A 19,990-nucleotide genomic window follows, 5' to 3' on the forward strand; every position below is an offset into this window, starting at 1 on the left:
TAGATTAAAAAAGGGCTGTGCTTAGCACAGCCCTTTTTTTTGATTTATTTAATCTTCAAAATGATTTAAGATTGTTAATAATCGCATAAGCTCGATTTTGTCTAGGAGAGATTTTATATATGGCTTTAGTACCAATGCGCCTGCTGCTCGATCACGCGGCTGAAAATGGATATGGCATTCCTGCATTTAACGTCAACAACATGGAGCAGATCCAATCGATCATGCAGGCTGCTAATGAAACCAACAGCCCTGTAATCCTACAAGCATCTCGTGGCGCGCGCAATTATGCAGGCGAAAATTTCTTACGTCACTTAATTTTGGCTGCTGCCGAAACTTATCCCCATCTACCCATCGTGATGCACCAAGATCACGGTAATGCTCCTGCAACTTGCTACTCAGCAATCCAAAATGGCTTTACCAGTGTCATGATGGATGGCTCTTTGGAAGCTGACGCTAAGACTCCTGCTAGCTATGAGTACAACGTAGCTGTTACCTCTGAAGTTGTTAAAGTCGCCCATGCGTTTGGCGCAAGCGTCGAAGGCGAACTAGGATGTCTAGGCTCCCTCGAAACAGGTAAAGGTGAAGCTGAAGATGGACATGGTTTTGAAGGTGCTTTGGATCATTCTCAACTTTTAACCGATCCTGAAGAAGCTGCTGACTTCGTAGAGCGTACTCAAGTTGACGCTTTAGCAGTTGCGATCGGTACTAGCCACGGTGCTTATAAGTTTACTCGCAAGCCTACTGGCGAAATCTTGGCAATTAGCCGCATCGAAGAAATTCACCGTCTCTTGCCTAATACTCACCTCGTCATGCATGGTTCTTCTTCAGTTCCTGAAGATCTACTTGCGATGATCAATGAGTACGGTGGTGCTATTCCTGAAACCTATGGTGTACCTGTTGAAGAAATTCAAAAGGGTATTAAGTCTGGTGTTCGTAAGGTTAATATCGATACCGACTGCCGTCTTGCAATCACTGCTGCGGTTCGTGAAGCTTTGACAAAGAATCCTAAGGAATTCGATCCTCGTCATTTCTTGAAGCCATCGATCAAGTACATGCAAAAGGTATGTGCCGATCGCTATGTTCAGTTTGAAGCTGCTGGTCAAGCTAGCAAGATCAAGCAAGTTAGCATTTACGACTTCGTTCCTAAGTATGCTAAGGGCGAATTGAAGCAAGTTCGTCGTCAAGTTGTTGGCGCTTAATTCCTAAATATCAGCAATAGCTAAACTCTTGCTTGATAATTTATTGACACAAGGGGCGCATTGCGCCCCTTGTGTTTTAATGGCATTACGATGATTTGTGTTCAGGTTTCATTAAATTTTGCTCATGAGTACACCTTTATTTTCTGCTGCTAAGCTAAATAAGGCTAATCCCAACCAAAAGCCAAAGATTTTGGTAGTGGATGATGAGCAAGATAATCTTGATTTGCTATATCGGACTTTTCGTAAAGAATTTGTGGTTTTTCGTGCGGATAGCGGCTTTAAGGCGCTAGAAATTCTCGCCCAAGAGGGAGAAATGGCGGCGATTATTTCCGATCAACGAATGCCTGAAATGAAGGGTACAGAGTTTCTGCGGCTCACTGTTTCTGATTTCCCTGATACGATGCGGATTGTGTTGACTGGTTATACAGACATTACCGATCTCATTGATGCCATCAATTCGGGGCAAGTTCACAAATATATTACTAAGCCTTGGGAGCCAGACCAACTGAAGTCAGTAGTGGTAGAGGCAACCCAAAATTACGATCTGCTGAAGCAACGTTCTGAGGAGTTGAGCCGATCGCAGGCTCAGAATGCTCTGTTATCAACAATTGTCAAAATTGCCCAAGAATCTGAACAGCTAGCGGATTGCATGTTGCCCTTAGCAAATGCTTTCCTTCAGAATTTTGGTGCAGATGCAGTGATTTTGCAATTAGTGGAGCATGGCTCTTTGATCGACATGCAGGCTATATGCGGTGATTATTCCAGAGATTTGGTGGGCAGCCCTTTAGTCAAAGAGATACTCGCATCGGGAGAATCACAAGTCTGTCTTGATCAAGCTGAGACTGAACAGTCATGTAAAACTAAGATCGCGATCGCGATTAAGTTCCGTGGAGAGATTTTGGGCATATTATCTATGGGATGGTTGTGTTCAAATCCTATTAGCTCTAGTAATATTGCTGCAATTCAGCAATGTGTTGATGAAGTAGCGATCGCTCTTACCTGTATCCGTTTCTATGTCAAACTTTGAAGCAAATTTAAAAACTACGATTCATCCTGTAGATGAAAAACTTCTTGCTTTAGCGATCGCGATCGCTACTAAAGCCCATGATGGTCAATTTGATAAAGCAGGTAAGCCCTATATTTCGCATCCCTTAACGGTGATGGCGCAGATGGACACCCTCGAAAGTAAGATTGTGGCGGTTTTGCACGATGCGATCGAAGATTCTGATCTGAAGATTACAGACCTAGTACAGCAAGGATTTCCCGACTTTATCGTTAAAGCGATCGCTGCTATTACTAAGCTAGATGGTGACGCGTATGAAGATTACATTTTGCGGGTAAAGTCTAATGCGATCGCCCGTAAAGTCAAGATTGCTGATGTAACTCACAATATGGATATTAGTCGAATTGCTAATCCGACAGAAAAGGATTTTCAGCGTTTAGAGAAATATCAAAAAGTTCTTCAAGAATTAACTACTAACTAAAAAAAGATGCGCGAAGCGCATCTTTTTTTAGTACTTAAAAACTGCCCACGCTTAGGGGAACCCAATCGCCATTAGTGGTTAAACCTAAAAACATTGATTCTTGCGATCGGATTGCTTTACCAGTGAGAGCGCAAGATTCATCTCGCTGAGCCGTTGCGGTGACACTGGCGCGAATTTGTTCTAGGGAAATCCGCTTTTGTATTGGTGAGGGTTGCCTATTTTCAATGTAATCCCAGAGAACACCACGGATTAGAGCCTGATAGCCTTGCCCGCCCGCCAATTCTTTGAGCTTTTCCTTTAGTTCCCGCTCTAGGCGAATGCTGGTAACTTCCATGTCTGTGGTCGCAGGCATTTGGTGTAGTGTCTGCATAATTTTTCTCCTAGTTAGTTTACAAAGTTCGATATCTATGTTTATACTACAAGTGTAGTATGACTATCTAAGAAATTCCAAGTACATTCCCATGAAATTCTATTTGTCCATCGGTCAGCATCAGATCGGATATCACCAAGTTTGGCAGCGAGCCAATTTCTTGGCAATATCTGGCTTTGCAATGACCATTTCGGACAGAGATGCGATCGGGATTTGTGGCGATATTTTTGGCGATCGCGGGAACTTAGAATCCCCCGAACATTCAACCAAACAAGACTTGCGGAGAGATGCTCTCACGACCGTTAGCAGATTTATTAGTGCAATTAATCCAGAGACATACCCAAGCGGGAGGTATCGGCAGATCGCCGTACCCACATAACGATTAGACAATTAAGTCTTTCGCCCCCGCTTTCACACCTAAGAAAGCGGGGGCATTTTTTATAAGGGTTTTCCAATGAGTATGCACTCATTGGAAAACCCAAAAATCGATCCTAGTAAAAGTTTTGAGATTTCTTTTTGCCTATGGCAAAAAGAAATCAGCTAAATCGTGAGGAGAAGCCAATGCAGCTTATTAACCAGTATGAACCAGATGTATTGAGGCAATCGGTAGTCGTGTTTTCGCAAAACTATCTGCCTGTGAGCCGTATCAATATCAAACGGGCGATCGCTCTGTTAGTTACAGGTCGCGCCGAACCCTTGGAACTAATGAGCCAACAAACTTGGCAAGTTGTTTCCCCCAGACTCGTCCTGCAAGTGCCAGAACATATCCGTTTGACGCTAACGAAATCAGAACGATTTTGGCGAGTTCCACCCGTCGCCCGTAGAGAAATCCTGCGCCGTGACAATCACACTTGCCAATATTGCGGCAGTACCAAAAAACTGACGATCGATCACGTCATTCCTCGCTCTAAGGGTGGTCTGAATACTTGGGAAAACGTTGTAATTGCTTGCGAATCCTGCAATCAACGTAAGGGCAATCGCACTCCTCAGGAAGCAAATATGACTTTGAGGACTAAGCCGAAAGCACCCGTTCATCCCACCGTTGCTTTTGCGGAACAATTCTGGCGATCGCAACAAGAAATAAACAGCGGATAGCGATCCTCGCGATTTTCAAGTTACCTACGGCAGCTTGAAAATCGCCCCCCTAATTAGATTGATAGATTCTGGAGCATCAATCACCATGTTGAAACTCACTTATACCGAAGCTGGATTGCATTTGGAGAAATTAGATATCTCCTTAGAGGAATTCGTCACCAATCGGATGTTGCTCAGTTTGCGTTCTGGCTCATCGATCCATATCGAATCCAGTCGCGCTGCTTTTCTCTTGACTGCGGATGTCGTTGATTTGTTATTACTCAAGTCTGTTATGTCCGATCAGATCGCGACCAAGCTGAGTGTGGATAAGGTTGACGATCGCTATGTTGAGGTTTGTTTTAGTGGTACTTGGATCGCTAACGATCTCTCTGCTGAAGAAGGAACTCTCGTTACGGCTTTAGGCGATCGCGTCGAGTTCTATTTGCACAAGCTCTGGAAACTCAGCGAGTCCGCTTTAACATTCGCAAACTTCTAGAAAGGAAGCGCTAAGCGCTTCCTTTCTAGAGAATTAAAAACATTTTGAGAAACCTCTTGACAATCATGTAGTATATATAATACAAATATACTACAAAGCAATTACAAAAGCTTCTGCACCTTGAAAATTGAATATTTACATTAGATAAATCCGCAGCAAGTTTGATTTTTTCAAAGATAAATTGAACTTTGCTCAACCTTCCCTTGGTAGCTCAGTTGGTAGTAGCGCCTGTCTGAAGAACAGGAGGTCGTCAGTTCAATTCTGACCTGAGGGGTTTTTAGTTCAAAAAATTTGCTTAGCAAATTTTTTTGAACTATCAGAGTTGCCTTGTAGCTCAGTGGTAGTAGCGATCGCCTGTTAAGCGAGGAGTCGTAGGTTCAATCCCTACCAAGGCAGTTTAGCTCCTGTAGCCCAATGGAAGAGGCGTTCGGCTTAGAACCGAAGCGTTGGAGGTTCAAATCCTCTCAGGAGTATTGAATAAAAGCATTGCATACCAATGCTTTTATTATCTTTTCCAGGTGTGGCGCAGAGGTAGCGCGGCTGCTTTGGGAGCAGAAGGTCATAGGTTCAATCCCTATCACTTGGATACAGCGCTGAGCGCTGAGAGCAGTTCAAGCAAAACTTGCTTTGCAAGTTTTGCTTGAACTGGAAAAGCTATGCAGGGATGGAGCAAGGGAGGCTCTTGAGACTCATAACCTCAAAATCGGCAGGTTCAACTCCTGCCTCTGCAACCAAATATCACTGAGATTAAGCGTGCTTTGCACGCTTAATCTCAAAATACTTTTGCTGGTGTAGCTCAACTGGCAGAGCATCTGTCTTGTAAACAGAATGTTACAGGTTCAATTCCTGTCATCAGCTTAAAACTCGTAATGGAAGTTTCCTACGGCAACTTCCATTACTTAACTAATTTAAGGAGAACAATCATGTTGCATTTTTACTCACCAGATTTCTTGAAATTTTTTTACTTCATTATCAACTTTCAAAATTCCGTTATTAGATATTTGAGATTATGAGCGAACATCGCCTAGAAGAAATTGTGATCGAACGTCCGCGTGGTGGCATGAGACAAAGCTCTCGTAGATTAAAAGGTGTGCGAAAGAAACTCGAGCGTTTGACCCTTGTGGCTAGCGAAGATGGTTTACTCAGTCCCTACTTAATCAAAGTGAGACAGAAAACCAAATATTTCTCCGATCATCTGGCTCCATTACGGCGATTTTTGCGATCGCATGTTGGTCAATCTTGGGATTTGGTGTATAGCAAACTATGTGATCGCCTTGACCAAAGAACTGTGACTGGACAGCATGTGGTTACACATCTCTGGCAGTATGTGGAACGCTATGTCGAAATTGTCGATGGTAAGCCCTGTCGGAAGCCATATCAACCTCGCTACCTTGGCGATGGCTGTTTTGGCAAAAGACATGACGAATTTTATGTTCATCCTGAAACAGGACTGCTATGCGAAGCAAAGCGATCCAAATAAACAGAGTGAGTGCTTTGCACTCACTCTGTTTATTTGTTTGTAAAGGAGGATGGGTTTTCATTTTGCTGTAGGCAAAATGAAAACCGCTATATTTTGGGAATGTCGCCTAATGGAGGGGCATCGATCTTCTAAATCGATCTGTGTAGGTTCGAGTCCTACCATTCCTGTTTTGATAACTAAAAAACCAAAGAAGCTGATTTGTCCGCTTCGCGGACAAATCAGCTTCTTTGGTTTTATTAAACCGATGCACTTACAACTCACGCAAAACATGAGATTATTTAATGAAAGTTTGATTGGTGATAGCGATCGCATTATGATATTTGCACTGTAAATAGTATGCGTACTGAGAGCGAGGTTAATGACTGCCCAAGCAACACATCACAAGTCTGAGCATGAGCCAAGTAGCCCAAAGGACTGGTCGTGGAAATTTTGGCAGGTTGTGCCGCTTTATCCCTATGGTCAAAGACGCACTCTTCGCAAAGAAATTGTCAAGGATGCGATCTGGACTTTCGAGCAGATTCAGGGGATTTTTTATGTAGTTGTACCGATCAGAATGACGGTAGTGAAGTTGTCGGCTGGAGGACTGCTGGTATATGCGCCCGTTGCTCCGACTCCCGAATGTATTCGCCTCGTAAATGAACTGGTTGCCGAGCATGGCGAGATCAAATACATCATTTTGCCCACTGTGTCAGGAATTGAGCATAAGGTGTTTGTGGGACCTTTTGCACGGCAATTTCCCAAGGCTCACGTGTATGTCTCGCCTCACCAATGGAGTTTCCCATTCAATTTGCCGCTTAGTTGGCTAGGTTTACCTTGGGGACGCACATCGCTGTTGCCTGAAGATAGCTCAAAGGTTCCCTTTGCCGATCAGTTTGACTATGCGGTTCTAGGTTCGATCGAACTGGGCTTAGGAAAATTTGCAGAAGTAGCACTATTGGACAAGCGATCTCAAACTCTTTTAGTTACGGATACAATTGTTTCTGTTCCCGAAAAGCCACCAGAAATATTACAAATTGATCCCTATCCATTACTATTCCACGCTAGGGATGGCGCGGATGAACCAATTGTTGATACAGAAGTGAATCGGATTCGCGGTTGGCAAAGAACGGCTCTATTTCTTTTCTATTTCCGTCCTCAAGTTTTGGAAACCGTTTCCTTTTTTCAAGCTTTATTGGATATTACCAAAGCCCCAGAGCGATCGCGCAAAGCCTTTTTCGGGCTATTCCCGTTTCGCTGGAAATATAACTGGTATCAATCCTTTGAGGCTCTACGCGGCAATGGACGCATTTTCGTCGCGCCAATTTTGCAAACTCTCATTCTCAATCGCGATCCGCAAACTGTAATTGCATGGGCGGATAAGGTTGCTAGCTGGAATTTTGTGCGGATTGTTCCTTGCCACTTTGATAATGCGATCGCAGCAACACCTACTGATTTTCGCCGAGCCTTTAGCTTTTTAGAAAAGAATCCGCAACTATCATATAGTCCAAACCTACCTGAAGAAGATTTTGCCGTTCTCAATCAAATCAATAATATTTTGCAAAGCAATCGCATTACTACAGCAGCAAAGGAAAAAATCTAAATGTTTATAGATTCCCTCAATCGAAATCGTAGTGGCATACCATCTGAAGGATAAATCAGTAGGTTCTGTTGTAAATTTTCTAGGGATGCACGACCATTGACTAACTCCCAGTCAAAATTTCGTAACAGTTGCGCCAACATAATCGTTGCTTCTAACATTGCTAAATGTTCACCGAGACAGCGATGAGAACCTGATCCAAAATCAATCATCGGTAGTGAAAAACTCCCATGACCTTCTTCTAGCCAACGCTCTGGTAGAAATTTATCGGGTTGGGCATAGGTCTCAGCATCCCTGCCAGCAGCCAGCATCGACCAAAATATTTTCGTACCTACAGGAATAGTATTTCCCTCAATGGTGGTTGTTTTCACCGCTTGCAACGAGGTAGAACCAGATGCAACGGCATAAAGGCGAAGGGTTTCTTTAACAATGGCGCGGATATAGTTAAGTTCTTTTAGACTTTCGATAGAGATTGCTCCATGCTTTTGCCATGCCTGATCAGCGATCGCCTGTGCCTTCTGGAAAACCTCTGGATGAGCGGCTAATTCACCAACAGCAAAGGATAGAGTATGCGCTGTGGTATCAGTCCCAGCAATCATTAACTCAATTACCTCAGCAATCAGTGTCTCCCTTGTGTAACGAGGTTCCTTAGAGGCAATTTTGACCAACATTGACTCTTGGAATAGAGTAGAAATTGAACTGGAATCTTTAACCTGTTGATCTCTGAGTTGTAGAGCAAGGTCTACACGAGGAGTGAGAAATTGTTCAATATATCGTCGTGCTGCCCAATAATCACGGGACGATTGGGTAGGCAAATATTTCATCCAAGTCTTTTCACTGGTGGCAACACGTAGAAATCGATAGCCTAGCACTGACATTGCTTCGTAGACTTTGGGAACATCAAGGGGCGCTCCTTCAGGACTAACAACTCGGCTATCTACAGGAATGCCTAACAATAAGCTAGCAATTACCCGCATTGTCAATTCCACAAACAAGCGATCGACAGGAATTGCATCTGAAGAGACATCGGCTTTAATTTTGTTGGTGATTTGCGAACAGGCTTGCTCCACAACACCGATATATGCCGAAATTCCCACTGGACTAAATTCTGGATTCCAAGCCTTGCGTCGCCATTGCCATTCTGCTCCACTTTGTCCGAGTAAAATCTCGCCACTAATATCATTCCAAGCACGAGTTGCAGTTTGAGACCGAATTAAACTACAGTCTCTCATGCCGTTAATAACTGTGCTTTCAATGACTGAAGGCTTACTTAAAATGACAACAGGAGCGCCCGCCCAATAAACATAGATAGAACCATATTGCTTACTCCAATCAAACAGTAGTTGAAAAAATTGTTTTTTCTTTACTGCTGCCAATACTTGAGGAATATTGCCTAATAACCAGTGTCCTAAAGGAGAAGGTAATGCTTTAAGAGATTGATAACGTTTTCTTTTTGCCCAATATTTCCAGCTCAGTATTCCTGCAATAATGATGATTGTCGTAGGGAATAGATAAGGGAATACTGTAGATAAAGAAATCATTGCAGGACTCAATAATGTGGGCATGAATTCACCTTAATCTTTAAGTTAGGTGATTAAATTATATCTTGCAAAGTGATCGCCTTATTTTTAAAGCAAAAGACAAAATCTAAAAATTGAAACCAAGTTCAATATGTTTGAATTATGTCCTACAGAATTGGTGATCGCCTGTTTATAAAGTTTTACCGCGATCGCATGTCCGTCTAGCAGTTAAGATGAGAAGTTATTGAAACCAAGCTCAATAGATACAGCTTTCTCAATTTCCTTCCAATAAATGTCTTCTAACACGCCCTGTTTATTCTTGATTCTTCGAGCATCTACAGACCTCATTTGGCTTAAATTAATATGGCGATCGCCACTTAGTCCATTCTTCGGAGTCGGTACAACATTTACAACAAATGGATAAGTTTTTTTGTTAGGCAGTAATGGCGCGACTATGATGGTTAATCCATTTTGATTGCCAATGTCATTTTGCAAAATTAAGCAAGGACGTTCTTTGTCAGTCTCACTGCCGATAGTTGGGTTCAGATCAACCCACCATATTTCTCCTCGCTTATAGGTTAAGGTTCCATTAGGCATTTAAACCATCTTCCACTGTAATGTCCCAAACAGAAATCTCTTCTTGAAATATTGGATCATTTGCTTGTTCTTTATAAGCATCTTCCAGTTCTTTTATGAAAATTCTCTCCTTCTCTTTTAAGAGGATATCGTTGATAAAACTACTACGATTACTTGCTAACCGATCAACAAAGCTGAGAACTTCGTCATCCAAGGTGATGCTGACTTTTTTACTCATTGCTTAATTTGCCTACGACAGTTTAGTAGGATTATATTATCATACTACTCAATCCTATAGTAATTGTCAACGTATGAACATAACCTAGCAAAGCAGCGATCGCACTACAAAATTGGCGATCGCACTCAAGAAATTTGAAACTAATAACCAACCTCGTAGCGAGTGTTAGCGAAGCGTAACGCACCAATCAAAATCATCAGAAATGTGCGTTACATTGCATTAACGCCCCCTACTCGATCGCACTAAAGGTGATGTCAAATTATCGAAGACCAACAATTACAGGAGGAACTTATTTTATTACCCAAGTTACCTATCAGAGGACTCCTTGGCTGTGTAGTGATTTGGGACGTATAGGATTGCGAGAGGCGATCGCTAAAGTTCGGGAGAAATATCCATTTGAAATAAATGCTTTTGTTCTATTGCCTGATCATTTCCATTGTTTGTGGACTTTGCTAGAAGGAGATAAAGATTTTTCAGTGAGATTACGATTAATCAAAACTTATGTCACTAAGCACTATGGGGATAAATTAGGTATTAATGTAGAAGTTTCTCTGTCGCGACAAAAACGACAAGAAAAGAATCTATGGCAGCGTCGTTTTTGGGAGCATTTAATTCGAGATGAGCGAGATTATGCTCTCCATTGCGATTATATTCATTACAATCCAGTACGACATGGATTATGTTCAAAAGCTGAAGATTGTCAGTTTTCCAGCTTTCATCGTTTTATCGCACAGGGGCAATATCCACCCGATTGGGGGGGCACAGAAGTTCCAGAAAAGCCTCAAGATATTTGGGGTGAATAGCCCTCGGTATGGTGTGTTATCGTAGCGTAACGCACAAACATTTGTTATGGCAAAGGTTGTAAAAGGTTCATCTAATTGATATTAAAAGGGTGCGTTCATGAAATGTAACGAACCCTAAGCTATCATAGAACGCACTGATGAAGCCAGATTCTGCATATGACCAAATTAAACATCTTAGGTAATGGAGAATGTCTCATAAATTCTTTTTAAAGTGTTAAAGTCTTCAGAACTAGTAATTTGATAATTTGAATATGACTTATAAACTAGTTCCTTGTCACCTTTGTCATTTTTTGTAACTGTATCCAACACAAATATTTCACGACTAGAAAGAGACGAGTCAGGAACCCGAAAACTGATAAACGGATACAAAGAAAGAAAGTCTCCTGTCCAATTGCTCAAGTAAACCTTACCATCGATAAGTCTTTGTTGAGAAGAAAGCTTTTTGATATTTGAAGGTACAGCAGATCCCATCAGACTACCAACTTCATAAACATACCATGGATCTACACGCTCTTCTTGGCTATACATTCGCAGTAAGTCCATCTGTTCTTCATCATGTTGTGTTTTTTCTACAACAAATAAAGGATAACGAGAGAGAAAGTTCAACCGATCTTTAAATTGAAGAAATAACGGCTCTATTTCTTTAGCAATTTTTTCGCGTATTGCTGGCTCTGGACTATTTGTTGCGTGACCTATAAGGTCATTACGAATAATATTAAATTCTTTTAGAAAATCTTCCAATTCTACTTTGCTGCTGTTTGGATCTATAAATCCATGCAAAAAACCAAGAAACGGCAGTGGCATTACTAAGTTTGAATCAGTCATCAACAACGGCTCATCAAATATTTTTTTGATTTCAGGAACAAAATAAGCTTTCCCAGTTGAATTGTGACTAATCATAGTTTTCAGGTTTTTTAACCAACCTCCAAAACCAAAATTAGAAGCCCCTCCAAGATTTATTTTTTTTGAGAAAGTTCCTACGTTATTGTATGCAATATCTGCAATGAGGATTATAGTAAGATACTTAACAACAGCCTCAATAAAATCTTTGATTTTGAATAGCTTTTCATAATCAGGGGAAACATTAAAAGCTCTTATGCTCTGGGTTAATGTGTAAGGTAAAGGTCTATTTCTGATAAAGTCGATAATATTCTTATAAGTTTCTTCTATTTTAAAAGCGGTTACTGGCTTAGACTGAGAGTCAAAGTAATACCCTAACTCGCGTACTTTTGTAGCTAAGTTAGTAAATTTATCATCATCAAACCCTGATATTAAGGCAATAAAGAGATTGTCAAGATGTTTAGGTAGGCGATCAATGAGTTCATCACCATACCTCGTATCGCCATATTCAGGGTCGTTCTTTAGTTCAAAGTCTAGTAGGATAGCATCAATATGGGTATCGCTCAAAAGCTCTAGTGCAAAACCTATATTAGTAGCAGTTAAAACTTTTAAGCTATGTTTGTTATCTTGCGCGAGTCTATCCAATTTAGTTTTAATAGTAGATATAATTCTCTCTTCGTCTTCAACTATCAGAATAGTGACTGCCAAACTCATAAATTTATTCCTCGCTTTTTAAAAGTTAAAACTTGAACTGTTCCACTGTTTATACCACGGTAACGATTTTTCTCACGACATGTAGTGATTTTCCCTCCATTCGCTCTAAGATAGCTTTTGATTGTAATACCTCCATGTCCATGATCTTCTATCAATTTACCAGATCTAATAGAGCAACGTTCTTTATAGAGGATATCAATAATATCCGGATGGATACCAATACCGTTATCTTCAAGTTCAATTATTAGAGAATCAGAATGTTCTTTGATCAGATTAATCATTATTACGCCTAGGTAATTATTAATGCCAACTTTTTGCCTTTCTTCTCTAGCTTCTCTAATAGCTTTCACAGAGTTATCAAAAAGATTACGGAAAACTATCTGAATATCTTCGGGATTAGCATAAATTTTAATGTCCTTGAGATTTGGATCTAATTTGTACTCAATATTTGAAATCTTAGGACGATTATCCATCATATTTCTAATAAGAGAATATAACTCAATGTTTTCAGGGTAAGAACCCATAGTCAAATTTTTTATATTATTGATAGTCGCTATAATCTCTTGGTCATGCTTTTCAAGAGCATCTATTATAGAATTTAGTTCTTCCACCGAAGCTTGTTTTTCTTCTAAAGTCGGAAATTTACTACTCAAATCATGACGCAAACTTTTTAATCGTTCATTGTGGTTCATTCTTGGTTGAATGATGTTACGGAGACTAGCGATTGTGCTTGAAAGATTTGCATCTTCGATAAGAACTAAATCCTCAGTAAAACTCTTAAAAAATCTTAATTTTTCTTCCCAAGCAGGTAAACCACCTTCTAAAATTTCAAACATGTAATTTACTATTTCTGGATCATTTAACTTTCCAGAATGACGCTTACCACCATAGTCACTAGGACTTTCCATGACTATAAGGTTAGGTTTAGCAACTCCTAAACCCATAACTAAGCCAGAATTATGAGTTGCCAAACCCAAAACTTTCTGTTTGCAAACCTTTAGGAGAGTAGGAGTCAAAATTTTTGCTGTTGCATAGCTATCAAGATTGTCCTCTGGTTGATCAATCAAAACTATGTCAACATTAGTCATTGTTAATACAATTGTTAGTATAATACCACTCTTCTGACCATAAGAAAGCTTGTCAAAAGATCTATAAGTGTTGCCTTGTTTAAGTTCAACGTCTATTGGAAAATCAATAAAGTCGCTTCTAAGTAGCTTTAATTCATAATCATCTATAGTATTAAATTTATTAAATATATTTCTTAAATCTGAGATTGAGGAATTATAAGATTGAATAAATTCAATGCAGCTTCTTAAATCTTGATTTGGAGAAACCACATTCAAATCTTGAAGATTGGAACTAAGTAGTAATTGATAACGCTCTTCATTCTGTTTTAATGAATCTCCTAAACTTTGATTGTCAATTGAAGTAGTACAAAATCGAATTTTTTGTTCTTCTAAAAAAGATAAACATCTCTCTATCTTTTGGCTATAATTTTTTTGATTCCTAATTAATTCGGATTGACTGTAGAAAAAAGATGCTGCTTGATTACAGAAGCCTTTCAAATCATTATTCCACTCATAAAGATATTCCAAACTTGTCTGAATTTCAGAAAGTATTGAAAGTCTTTCCTCTAAAATGAAAAATATTTTACTGAAATCCTGTGAAAGACTTGGCTCAGATTCTTTTGCATTATATTTACTGTTTTTGAGTTGATTAATTTCTTCCTTGAGAAATCCAGCAATTATTCCTATATATAAACACCACAAACCAGCTTCCCCAGATTTAAATAACTTTAGACAAGATTTTTCTGGAAGTAGCCATTTTATTTGCTCGTATTTTTCAAAGTAAGATTCAATGCTATTCCATATAATTTTAGGGTTGTTACTTCCTTTATAGGCAATTTTAATCCGTTCTAAATCTCTCCTTTGATCCCTAAGAAAATCATCAATTAATTGATTGTCTAACCTAAATAATACCCAGCCTTTTTCTACCTCTTTTTTGTTTACTTCATTTTTTAGATCTAGATCATATTGAGAATTATTTGCTATGTTCTGATTATCTTGAGTGTTTTTTTCTATTAGCTTGTATTGTCTGACTAAACTATCAAAAGCTGTAAGCAGACTATATCTATCATCTCGAAGAGAATGATTTAGTCCTTCAAACAATTGATTGTAAATCAATCTATTTCTGCTTTCGGTAATACGAAAAATATCTCCTTGCCTTAAGATTAGTAATTCTGGGAACACTTCTATTGGACTATTATGGCTGATTAACCAACTGCCATTGTGTAAATATAAAAGGCACCATTTCTTAGTCTGTGTATTAGCATAAAAAGCATATAAATAACCATTGCAGTAAAAATAACACACATATTTTGTAACGCCATAGTCTTTCAATATCCTTGTAATTCTTCCATTTCCATAACTATCAAAAATTCTTCTATTTGGATTAATCCACTCTGTAATGTCATCTTCCTGACCACTTTTTCGAGAAGAATCTAATAGCAAAGACAACATATCAAGAACAGTTGATTTCCCCGAACCTCGATCACCAACAAAAATATTTATACCTGATTGCATTGAAATTATTAAAGGAGAATCTTCAAGTTTACTTTCTCCACGTAGAAACCCGCCAGAACAAGCAATTCCTAATAAAGGTGACTTTATAGAATCCTCAATAAATTCTTCTTCTAGTATCCTTAGATACCAATCTTGTACATTTTTAATTAATCCTAAAAGATCTGAATCTTCTAGATCATCAATCAGTTTATCGTCAAAGTATTCTTCGTTAGATACTCGATTTAGGGGGATATCTCTAAAATAGCTAGGAAAATATTTTATTTTACTTAGATTTAGCTCTTTACCTACAATAGTGTAAAAAATATTCTTAGCATCTTTTGTTGATATTACTGTTTCCCAAGAAGGATCAAAGATTTCTTTGCCACTTTTTTTTGACTTCAACAAACGTTGAATATCTTTGATATGACTGATTGGATAACCAGCATTTTGCAACTCTTCTTTTAGATCATCAAAACAGATAAATTTATTGGTTTGGTCTTCTTTTGTAAATTTACTAGTATTGTTACGTCGTTTGAAATTGCTTGACATATTTCATTCTCCTTGAATCAAACATTTGTTTTCTGTAAAATTTAAGTTAATCAAGGTTATTATAAATACAAATATTTTAGCAGTGTTGTTAAATACAATAACTTAGCTAAATCAGTACTTTATCTTGTTATCGTCTGACTCATAGATTTGGTAAAATGTCTATGTAACAAAGTATGACTAGATCATCTGACTGATTAGCTTATGTGGGAAGAGTTCTGAAACATCGATTTGACGACTACTTTAATCCCAACAATGAAAGCACTCAATACAACAATCCAGATTTAGCTGACTACTAACCTAATTGCCTACTCACTCCCACTCAAAACAAAAAGATACAAAAAGATATTTTTATTTACATATATAATAAATTTTAAAAGATGCCATCAGCAAAAACATCATACCCAACTTAAAAACTTGCCATGTCTCTAAGTACTCACAATGAAAGCGCACCCCATCATGTTGTTATTATTGGCGGTGGCTTTGGGGGATTATATGCCGCCCAAAAACTAGGCAAATCAAAGGTTCCCCTCAAAGTCACCCTCATCGACAAACGTAACTTTCACCTCTTCCAGCCCCTACTTTACCAAGTCGCCACAGGCAGCCTCTCCCCCGCCGATATCGCCTCACCATTGCGGGCAGTCCTCGCCGAAAACAAAAATACCAGCGTCGTCATGGGCGAAGTGCTAGATATTGATCCCCAAGAGCAGGTAGTTAAATTAAAAAATCACTTAGACATAAGCTATGACTCGCTGATCGTGGCAACAGGAGTTAGTCACCATTACTTTGGTAACGATCAATGGTCAGAGCAAGCCCCCGGCTTAAAAACCATTGAAGATGCGATTAATATGCGTCGCCGCATCCTGAGTGCTTTTGAAGCTGCCGAAAAGACTCATGATCCTCAGTTTAAAGAAGCATTGATGAACTTCGTGGTCATCGGTGGAGGACCTACAGGTGTAGAACTTGCAGGAACCTTAGCGGAACTTGCCCATCGTACCCTCAGTGATGAATTTACGAATATAGATACTAAAAAAGCGCGAATCATTTTGATTGAAGGAACCGATCGCGTATTGCCTCCATACCATGCGGATCTCTCTGAGGCTGCGAAACAATCCCTCCTGAAGTTAGGTGTGGAAGTCAAAACCAGTGCGATGGTGACGAATATTGAAGATCATGTCGTCACCTTCAAATGTGGTGAGCAAGTTGAGCAAATTCAAGCGCAAACAATTCTCTGGGCGGCAGGTGTCAAGGCTTCACCGATGGGCAAAGTATTAGGAGATCGCCTTAATGCAGAACTAGATCGCGTTGGTCGTGTGGTTGTTCAGCCTGATATGTCGATCGCCAATTTTCCTAATGTTTATGTGATTGGTGACTTAGCGAACTACCCACACCAAGGCGATCGCCCACTTCCGGGGGTTGCGCCTGTGGCGATGCAGCAGGGAGAATATGTCGCACATCATATCGAAGCGAAGGTACAAGAAAAGGAACCTGCAAAATTTAGGTATTGGGATTTTGGAAGTCTGGCTGTCATTGGTCGCCATGAAGCGGTTGTGGACTTCAAGTTCTTGCGTCTGAAGGGTTGGCTAGCATGGTTTATTTGGACATTTGTCCATGTTTACTATCTGATTGAATTTGATAATAAGCTAATCGTGATGATTCAATGGGGATGGAACTATTTCACCCATCGCCGTGGTGCGAGAATTATCACAGGTCGATACTTACAGGTATTAGAGGAAATGGAAGGAATCCGTGCAGGTGGGCTTTCATTAGAAACAAGGGAACCAGCCGAGGTTGCTTAATAAATCTGCCCTCATCCCCCAACCCCTTCTCCCGCAGGAGAAGGGGAGAAAATTTTTCTTTTTCCCCTCTCCTGCGGGAGAGGGGCTAGGGGTGAGGGCTTTACCAAACTCCAGCTACCTATAAAAAAGGAGTCGCAAAGCGACTCCTTTTTTATACTTCACCCATTGCTACCATTTGGATCGCACGGGGCATTGCGGGATCGAAACCTCCCATATCCCAAGAATTAGGATCTTTGGGATCGACTAGCGAAAGCTTGTAGGGAGCCAAGGTCACATAGATCGCCTTCGCATTAGCGTTCACCTTGCGACGATATTCTGCCAAGGCTTCACTAGGATGACGACGACCTGCCCAAGATTCGGAATCAGTCCAGAAGCAGAATACATCCGCATAGAACTTATTCTTGATCGCCCAATCGTATGCTACCGATGCATCTGTACCACCGAAGTTTTGGTTCGATGCTTTTTGCATTGCCGATGTGAAGGAATCCTTTTTAGTGATTCCCAAATCGCGGAAGTCGGTCGCAAATCCACGGATCGCGTAGTTGGTTTCCGCCTTCACCGTTGCCAAAGCCATCGTTGCCGCAATTTCGCAGCAGGTCAAGCCAATGGAACTTACAGTGTAGTAAGACATCGAACCCGACACATCGATCGCATGGAGGAAAGTCGCACCCGTAGGCGCGATCGCATCGAAGGACATTTCTAGAGCAGTTTCCAGAATATCGACAATGCGAGGAATTAGTTGCCAAGTCTTTTGGCTACGTCCGAGCGCACCACCAGACTGATAGGTCTTGAGAGCTTTCAAAACATCAATGGGGTGAATGCGTCCCTTCTTGAGGCGATCGCGATTGTTCAAGACATTGGCGACATGCTTCAAGTTATCCTTGTTTTTCGCAGTCAAGATACCAAGTTCGGTCAAGGAGCCAAGGTTCCGCAACAATGCACCGATGGGCATTTCGTTAAAGAGCAACTGCCATGCACGCACATCCATCTGTCCGATGGGAGCTGCCATTTCATGGGTGAGCTTACCCTTCGCGATCGCTTCATGGGTCTTGTCAGGGTGACGCTTTAGCCATTCATACCACCAGATTTGCGCCAGCGCATCCGATGGAATTCGCGAAGGAAGTTCATCCCAACCCTTGACCACCCATTGATAGAGCGCTTGTTGATCGTCGGTTTCAGGCTTGACGTGAAACAAACGCAACGCATCACGGTGCGAGAATCCTTGCCGTTGTTGGTATTTCAGCAATTGATAGGCTAACACCTTGGTGTCGGGATTGGAGAGCCATGCCTTACCACTTTCACGAATGACTTTACCGAAGCCACGCATGGACTTGGTGTAGTTCATCCATTCATAGAAGTGGCTACCCGTGCGGACAACTTGCGGAAAGATTTCCATGAAGTTCCGCTTCGCCGCTTGGCTGTCGCCCATCGATAGCAAGACTAGAGCCAGAATGGGAGCGCTGTTATTTACCGCCCGACCATCGCTAGCATAGAGAATTTCGCTTGCCATGCGATCGGGATTTTCGGCGACACATTTCTGCACCGTATCAATGAAATCGGCGGACAGTTCGTGCTTACCAGCGTAGTAGGTGCTTTGAGCCGTGCCAATCAGCAAGCAACGACGCAACATGCGCCGGATACCCGCATCAAAGGCAAAGCCACCCGATCGCCCTTGGATCATTTCAGCTTCACGACCTGCGATCGCTTGAGTTTGCGGTGTACCTTTGGGTTTCTGGAATAAAAATTTATAAGACATGACATTCTCCGTCCCGTAAGGGAAAGTTAAAGAGAACTTCCTTCGCCTCGACCAAAGAGAAGGATATTTTCAAAAATTTTAATTGCACTTGCAGTGCAATTAAAATTTTTGAAAACCTAAAAGCCATTAGCTTTTAGAAGGGGGTGGAATGGGACTCGAACCCACATCTCGCGACATAAAGGGGGGAATCGTTAAAAGCGATAACCTTAAAGTCTGCGTCCCTTGCGGGCAAAAGTGCGTTCTACCAGTTGAACTATCCACCCCAAGATTTGGGGTAGAGCTAAAGAAGTAGAGATTTTGAGTAATGAAGTGCCACACTACGCGCAACACTCCATTAATTCTTTAGGACTACCGATTTAGAATTTTGATTTTGTGCTTTGTTAAGGAAAGATGGCAACCCACAGGCAAAACATCTAGTTTAGGAAGGGATGGGAATTGAACCCAATCACCTCATGGAGGTGATGCAACCAAAGCGATAACCCTAGCCAATTCGTCCCTTGAATTAATGTGTTGTGCTTCGCACCACACATTTTTATCTTGGGCAAAGAGATGTTTCGATTGCGATTGCATAACTATCTCTCCAAAACATTACTCAAAATCAAACTCCCAATTGACGGAGAGGGACTCGAACCCTCGACACTTGGCGTTTCAGGCGATAACCCTAAATCTGCGACCTTTGCAGGTAAGTGACGAAAAAGGATGTTTTCAATGCTCTACCCACTGAGCTATCCGTCAATGTTTATCGAATTTGAATTTTGCCATAGGCAAAATTCAAAATGAGAGTTTTGGTTTGGGGATAGATGCCACTTGCGAACAAGCAGCACCTATCTGGGGCAATAACCCTGAATGCTTCAGCCCAAATAGGCAAGTCATTGCATAAAGGAATTCAGCAGTTCGCGAGGCTGCATCTCCTTTTCTAATTGCTTCACAAATACTGGAGTAGTACCTGTAATGGCAA

General features: G+C 40.8%; 17 protein-coding genes and 9 tRNA genes. 17 read left to right on the forward strand and 9 right to left on the reverse strand.

Annotated features, from left to right (window positions below; all coding sequences use genetic code 11):
• Positions 1–119: 119 nt before the first annotated feature.
• The 3 genes from fba to NMG48_RS15900 all read left to right on the forward strand — a co-directional run bounded on the left by fba (position 120) and on the right by NMG48_RS15900 (position 2,683).
• Positions 120–1,199, forward strand: a complete 1,080-nt coding sequence (fba, locus tag NMG48_RS15890) for a class II fructose-bisphosphate aldolase (RefSeq protein ID WP_271252449.1) — start codon at positions 120–122, stop codon at positions 1,197–1,199.
• 124 nt (positions 1,200–1,323) lie between these two features.
• Entirely contained in the window at positions 1,324–2,226 is a 903-nt protein-coding gene (locus NMG48_RS15895) for a response regulator (RefSeq protein WP_271252450.1), read from the forward strand.
• The gene (locus NMG48_RS15900; RefSeq protein WP_271252451.1) at positions 2,213–2,683 is read left to right on the forward strand and encodes an HD domain-containing protein; all 471 of its coding nucleotides are present in this window, start codon (positions 2,213–2,215) and stop codon (positions 2,681–2,683) included. The genes NMG48_RS15895 and NMG48_RS15900 overlap by 14 nt, the downstream gene beginning before the upstream one ends.
• A 34-nt stretch (positions 2,684–2,717) precedes the next feature.
• On the opposite strand, the gene NMG48_RS15905 is transcribed toward NMG48_RS15900, so the two are convergent.
• Complete coding sequence (locus tag NMG48_RS15905) at positions 2,718–3,053, reverse strand: hypothetical protein (RefSeq protein ID WP_271252452.1); 336 nt, start codon at positions 3,051–3,053, stop codon at positions 2,718–2,720.
• Between the two features lie 91 nt (positions 3,054–3,144).
• Between NMG48_RS15905 and NMG48_RS15910 the strand changes: the two genes are divergently transcribed.
• The 12 genes from NMG48_RS15910 to NMG48_RS15965 all read left to right on the forward strand — a co-directional run bounded on the left by NMG48_RS15910 (position 3,145) and on the right by NMG48_RS15965 (position 7,682).
• Entirely contained in the window at positions 3,145–3,432 is a 288-nt protein-coding gene (locus tag NMG48_RS15910; protein ID WP_271252453.1) for a hypothetical protein, read from the forward strand.
• Positions 3,433–3,614: 182 nt separating this feature from the next.
• A complete protein-coding gene (locus NMG48_RS15915) occupies positions 3,615–4,148 on the forward strand; it encodes an HNH endonuclease (RefSeq protein WP_169361849.1) in 534 nt (177 codons plus the stop codon).
• 85 nt (positions 4,149–4,233) lie between these two features.
• Positions 4,234–4,623, forward strand: a complete 390-nt coding sequence (locus tag NMG48_RS15920) for an alr0857 family protein (RefSeq protein ID WP_271252454.1) — start codon at positions 4,234–4,236, stop codon at positions 4,621–4,623.
• Between the two features lie 200 nt (positions 4,624–4,823).
• Positions 4,824–4,897, forward strand: a tRNA-Phe gene (locus NMG48_RS15925).
• A gap of 49 nt (positions 4,898–4,946) precedes the next feature.
• Positions 4,947–5,019 (forward strand) — tRNA-Asn (locus NMG48_RS15930).
• A gap of 4 nt (positions 5,020–5,023) precedes the next feature.
• Positions 5,024–5,096, forward strand: a tRNA-Leu gene (locus tag NMG48_RS15935).
• Between the two features lie 41 nt (positions 5,097–5,137).
• Positions 5,138–5,209 (forward strand) — tRNA-Pro (locus tag NMG48_RS15940).
• A gap of 71 nt (positions 5,210–5,280) precedes the next feature.
• Positions 5,281–5,357: transfer RNA gene (locus NMG48_RS15945), tRNA-Met, on the forward strand.
• A 51-nt stretch (positions 5,358–5,408) separates the two neighbouring features.
• Positions 5,409–5,481 (forward strand) — tRNA-Thr (locus tag NMG48_RS15950).
• A 151-nt stretch (positions 5,482–5,632) separates the two neighbouring features.
• Positions 5,633–6,103, forward strand: a complete 471-nt coding sequence (locus NMG48_RS15955) for a hypothetical protein (RefSeq protein ID WP_271252455.1) — start codon at positions 5,633–5,635, stop codon at positions 6,101–6,103.
• A 95-nt stretch (positions 6,104–6,198) separates the two neighbouring features.
• Positions 6,199–6,270 (forward strand) — tRNA-Arg (locus tag NMG48_RS15960).
• 191 nt (positions 6,271–6,461) lie between these two features.
• Entirely contained in the window at positions 6,462–7,682 is a 1,221-nt protein-coding gene (locus tag NMG48_RS15965; protein ID WP_271252456.1) for a DUF4336 domain-containing protein, read from the forward strand.
• Here the strand turns inward: NMG48_RS15965 and NMG48_RS15970 are convergent.
• The 3 genes from NMG48_RS15970 to mazE form a co-directional block, all read right to left on the reverse strand.
• Entirely contained in the window at positions 7,679–9,244 is a 1,566-nt protein-coding gene (locus tag NMG48_RS15970; RefSeq protein ID WP_271252457.1) for a cytochrome P450, read from the reverse strand. The two genes, NMG48_RS15965 and NMG48_RS15970, sit on opposite strands and share 4 nt — an antisense overlap.
• Positions 9,245–9,427: 183 nt before the next feature.
• On the reverse strand, positions 9,428–9,796 hold the full coding sequence (locus NMG48_RS15975) for a type II toxin-antitoxin system PemK/MazF family toxin (RefSeq protein ID WP_271252458.1): 369 nt from the start codon (positions 9,794–9,796) through the stop codon (positions 9,428–9,430).
• Complete coding sequence (mazE, locus tag NMG48_RS15980) at positions 9,789–10,013, reverse strand: type II toxin-antitoxin system MazE family antitoxin (RefSeq protein WP_271252459.1); 225 nt, start codon at positions 10,011–10,013, stop codon at positions 9,789–9,791. The genes NMG48_RS15975 and mazE overlap by 8 nt, the downstream gene beginning before the upstream one ends.
• 251 nt (positions 10,014–10,264) lie before the next feature.
• On the opposite strand from mazE, the gene NMG48_RS15985 reads away from it, so the two are divergent.
• Positions 10,265–10,816: an REP-associated tyrosine transposase gene (locus tag NMG48_RS15985; RefSeq protein ID WP_271252460.1), complete on the forward strand. Its 552-nt coding sequence runs from the start codon at positions 10,265–10,267 to the stop codon at positions 10,814–10,816.
• A 174-nt stretch (positions 10,817–10,990) separates the two neighbouring features.
• On the opposite strand, the gene NMG48_RS15990 is transcribed toward NMG48_RS15985, so the two are convergent.
• Both NMG48_RS15990 and NMG48_RS15995 read right to left on the reverse strand, forming a co-directional pair.
• The gene (locus NMG48_RS15990; protein ID WP_271252461.1) at positions 10,991–12,370 is read right to left on the reverse strand and encodes a response regulator; all 1,380 of its coding nucleotides are present in this window, start codon (positions 12,368–12,370) and stop codon (positions 10,991–10,993) included.
• Positions 12,367–15,480 carry an ATP-binding protein gene (locus NMG48_RS15995; protein ID WP_271252462.1) on the reverse strand — a complete coding sequence of 1,038 codons (3,114 nt, stop codon included), beginning with the start codon at positions 15,478–15,480 and terminating at the stop codon, positions 12,367–12,369. The genes NMG48_RS15990 and NMG48_RS15995 overlap by 4 nt, the downstream gene beginning before the upstream one ends.
• A gap of 419 nt (positions 15,481–15,899) precedes the next feature.
• Between NMG48_RS15995 and NMG48_RS16000 the strand changes: the two genes are divergently transcribed.
• Entirely contained in the window at positions 15,900–17,276 is a 1,377-nt protein-coding gene (locus NMG48_RS16000; protein WP_271252463.1) for an NAD(P)/FAD-dependent oxidoreductase, read from the forward strand.
• A gap of 151 nt (positions 17,277–17,427) precedes the next feature.
• Here the strand turns inward: NMG48_RS16000 and NMG48_RS16005 are convergent, their stop codons facing one another.
• From NMG48_RS16005 to NMG48_RS16015, 3 genes are all read right to left on the reverse strand, one after another.
• A complete protein-coding gene (locus tag NMG48_RS16005; RefSeq protein WP_271252464.1) occupies positions 17,428–19,032 on the reverse strand; it encodes a TROVE domain-containing protein in 1,605 nt (534 codons plus the stop codon).
• A 140-nt stretch (positions 19,033–19,172) separates the two neighbouring features.
• Positions 19,173–19,295: transfer RNA gene (locus NMG48_RS16010), tRNA-OTHER, on the reverse strand.
• A gap of 347 nt (positions 19,296–19,642) precedes the next feature.
• Positions 19,643–19,767: transfer RNA gene (locus NMG48_RS16015), tRNA-OTHER, on the reverse strand.
• Positions 19,768–19,990 lie beyond the last annotated feature (223 nt).

Origin of the sequence: Pseudanabaena sp. Chao 1811, from assembly GCF_027942295.1 — a bacterium.
GTDB lineage: Bacteria > Cyanobacteriota > Cyanobacteriia > Pseudanabaenales > Pseudanabaenaceae > Pseudanabaena.

Coding starts and splice junctions, on each gene's coding strand:
- fba (WP_271252449.1), top strand. CDS start 120: ATGGCTTTAGTACCAATGCGCCTGCTGCTCGATCACGCGGCTGAAAAT.
- NMG48_RS15970 (WP_271252457.1), bottom strand. CDS start 9,244: ATGCCCACATTATTGAGTCCTGCAATGATTTCTTTATCTACAGTATTC.
- NMG48_RS15995 (WP_271252462.1), bottom strand. CDS start 15,480: ATGTCAAGCAATTTCAAACGACGTAACAATACTAGTAAATTTACAAAA.
- NMG48_RS15910 (WP_271252453.1), top strand. CDS start 3,145: ATGAAATTCTATTTGTCCATCGGTCAGCATCAGATCGGATATCACCAA.
- NMG48_RS15955 (WP_271252455.1), top strand. CDS start 5,633: ATGAGCGAACATCGCCTAGAAGAAATTGTGATCGAACGTCCGCGTGGT.
- NMG48_RS15990 (WP_271252461.1), bottom strand. CDS start 12,370: ATGAGTTTGGCAGTCACTATTCTGATAGTTGAAGACGAAGAGAGAATT.
- NMG48_RS15965 (WP_271252456.1), top strand. CDS start 6,462: ATGACTGCCCAAGCAACACATCACAAGTCTGAGCATGAGCCAAGTAGC.
- mazE (WP_271252459.1), bottom strand. CDS start 10,013: ATGAGTAAAAAAGTCAGCATCACCTTGGATGACGAAGTTCTCAGCTTT.
- NMG48_RS16000 (WP_271252463.1), top strand. CDS start 15,900: ATGTCTCTAAGTACTCACAATGAAAGCGCACCCCATCATGTTGTTATT.
- NMG48_RS16005 (WP_271252464.1), bottom strand. CDS start 19,032: ATGTCTTATAAATTTTTATTCCAGAAACCCAAAGGTACACCGCAAACT.
- NMG48_RS15915 (WP_169361849.1), top strand. CDS start 3,615: ATGCAGCTTATTAACCAGTATGAACCAGATGTATTGAGGCAATCGGTA.
- NMG48_RS15920 (WP_271252454.1), top strand. CDS start 4,234: ATGTTGAAACTCACTTATACCGAAGCTGGATTGCATTTGGAGAAATTA.
- NMG48_RS15895 (WP_271252450.1), top strand. CDS start 1,324: ATGAGTACACCTTTATTTTCTGCTGCTAAGCTAAATAAGGCTAATCCC.
- NMG48_RS15975 (WP_271252458.1), bottom strand. CDS start 9,796: ATGCCTAATGGAACCTTAACCTATAAGCGAGGAGAAATATGGTGGGTT.
- NMG48_RS15900 (WP_271252451.1), top strand. CDS start 2,213: ATGTCAAACTTTGAAGCAAATTTAAAAACTACGATTCATCCTGTAGAT.
- NMG48_RS15905 (WP_271252452.1), bottom strand. CDS start 3,053: ATGCAGACACTACACCAAATGCCTGCGACCACAGACATGGAAGTTACC.
- NMG48_RS15985 (WP_271252460.1), top strand. CDS start 10,265: ATGTCAAATTATCGAAGACCAACAATTACAGGAGGAACTTATTTTATT.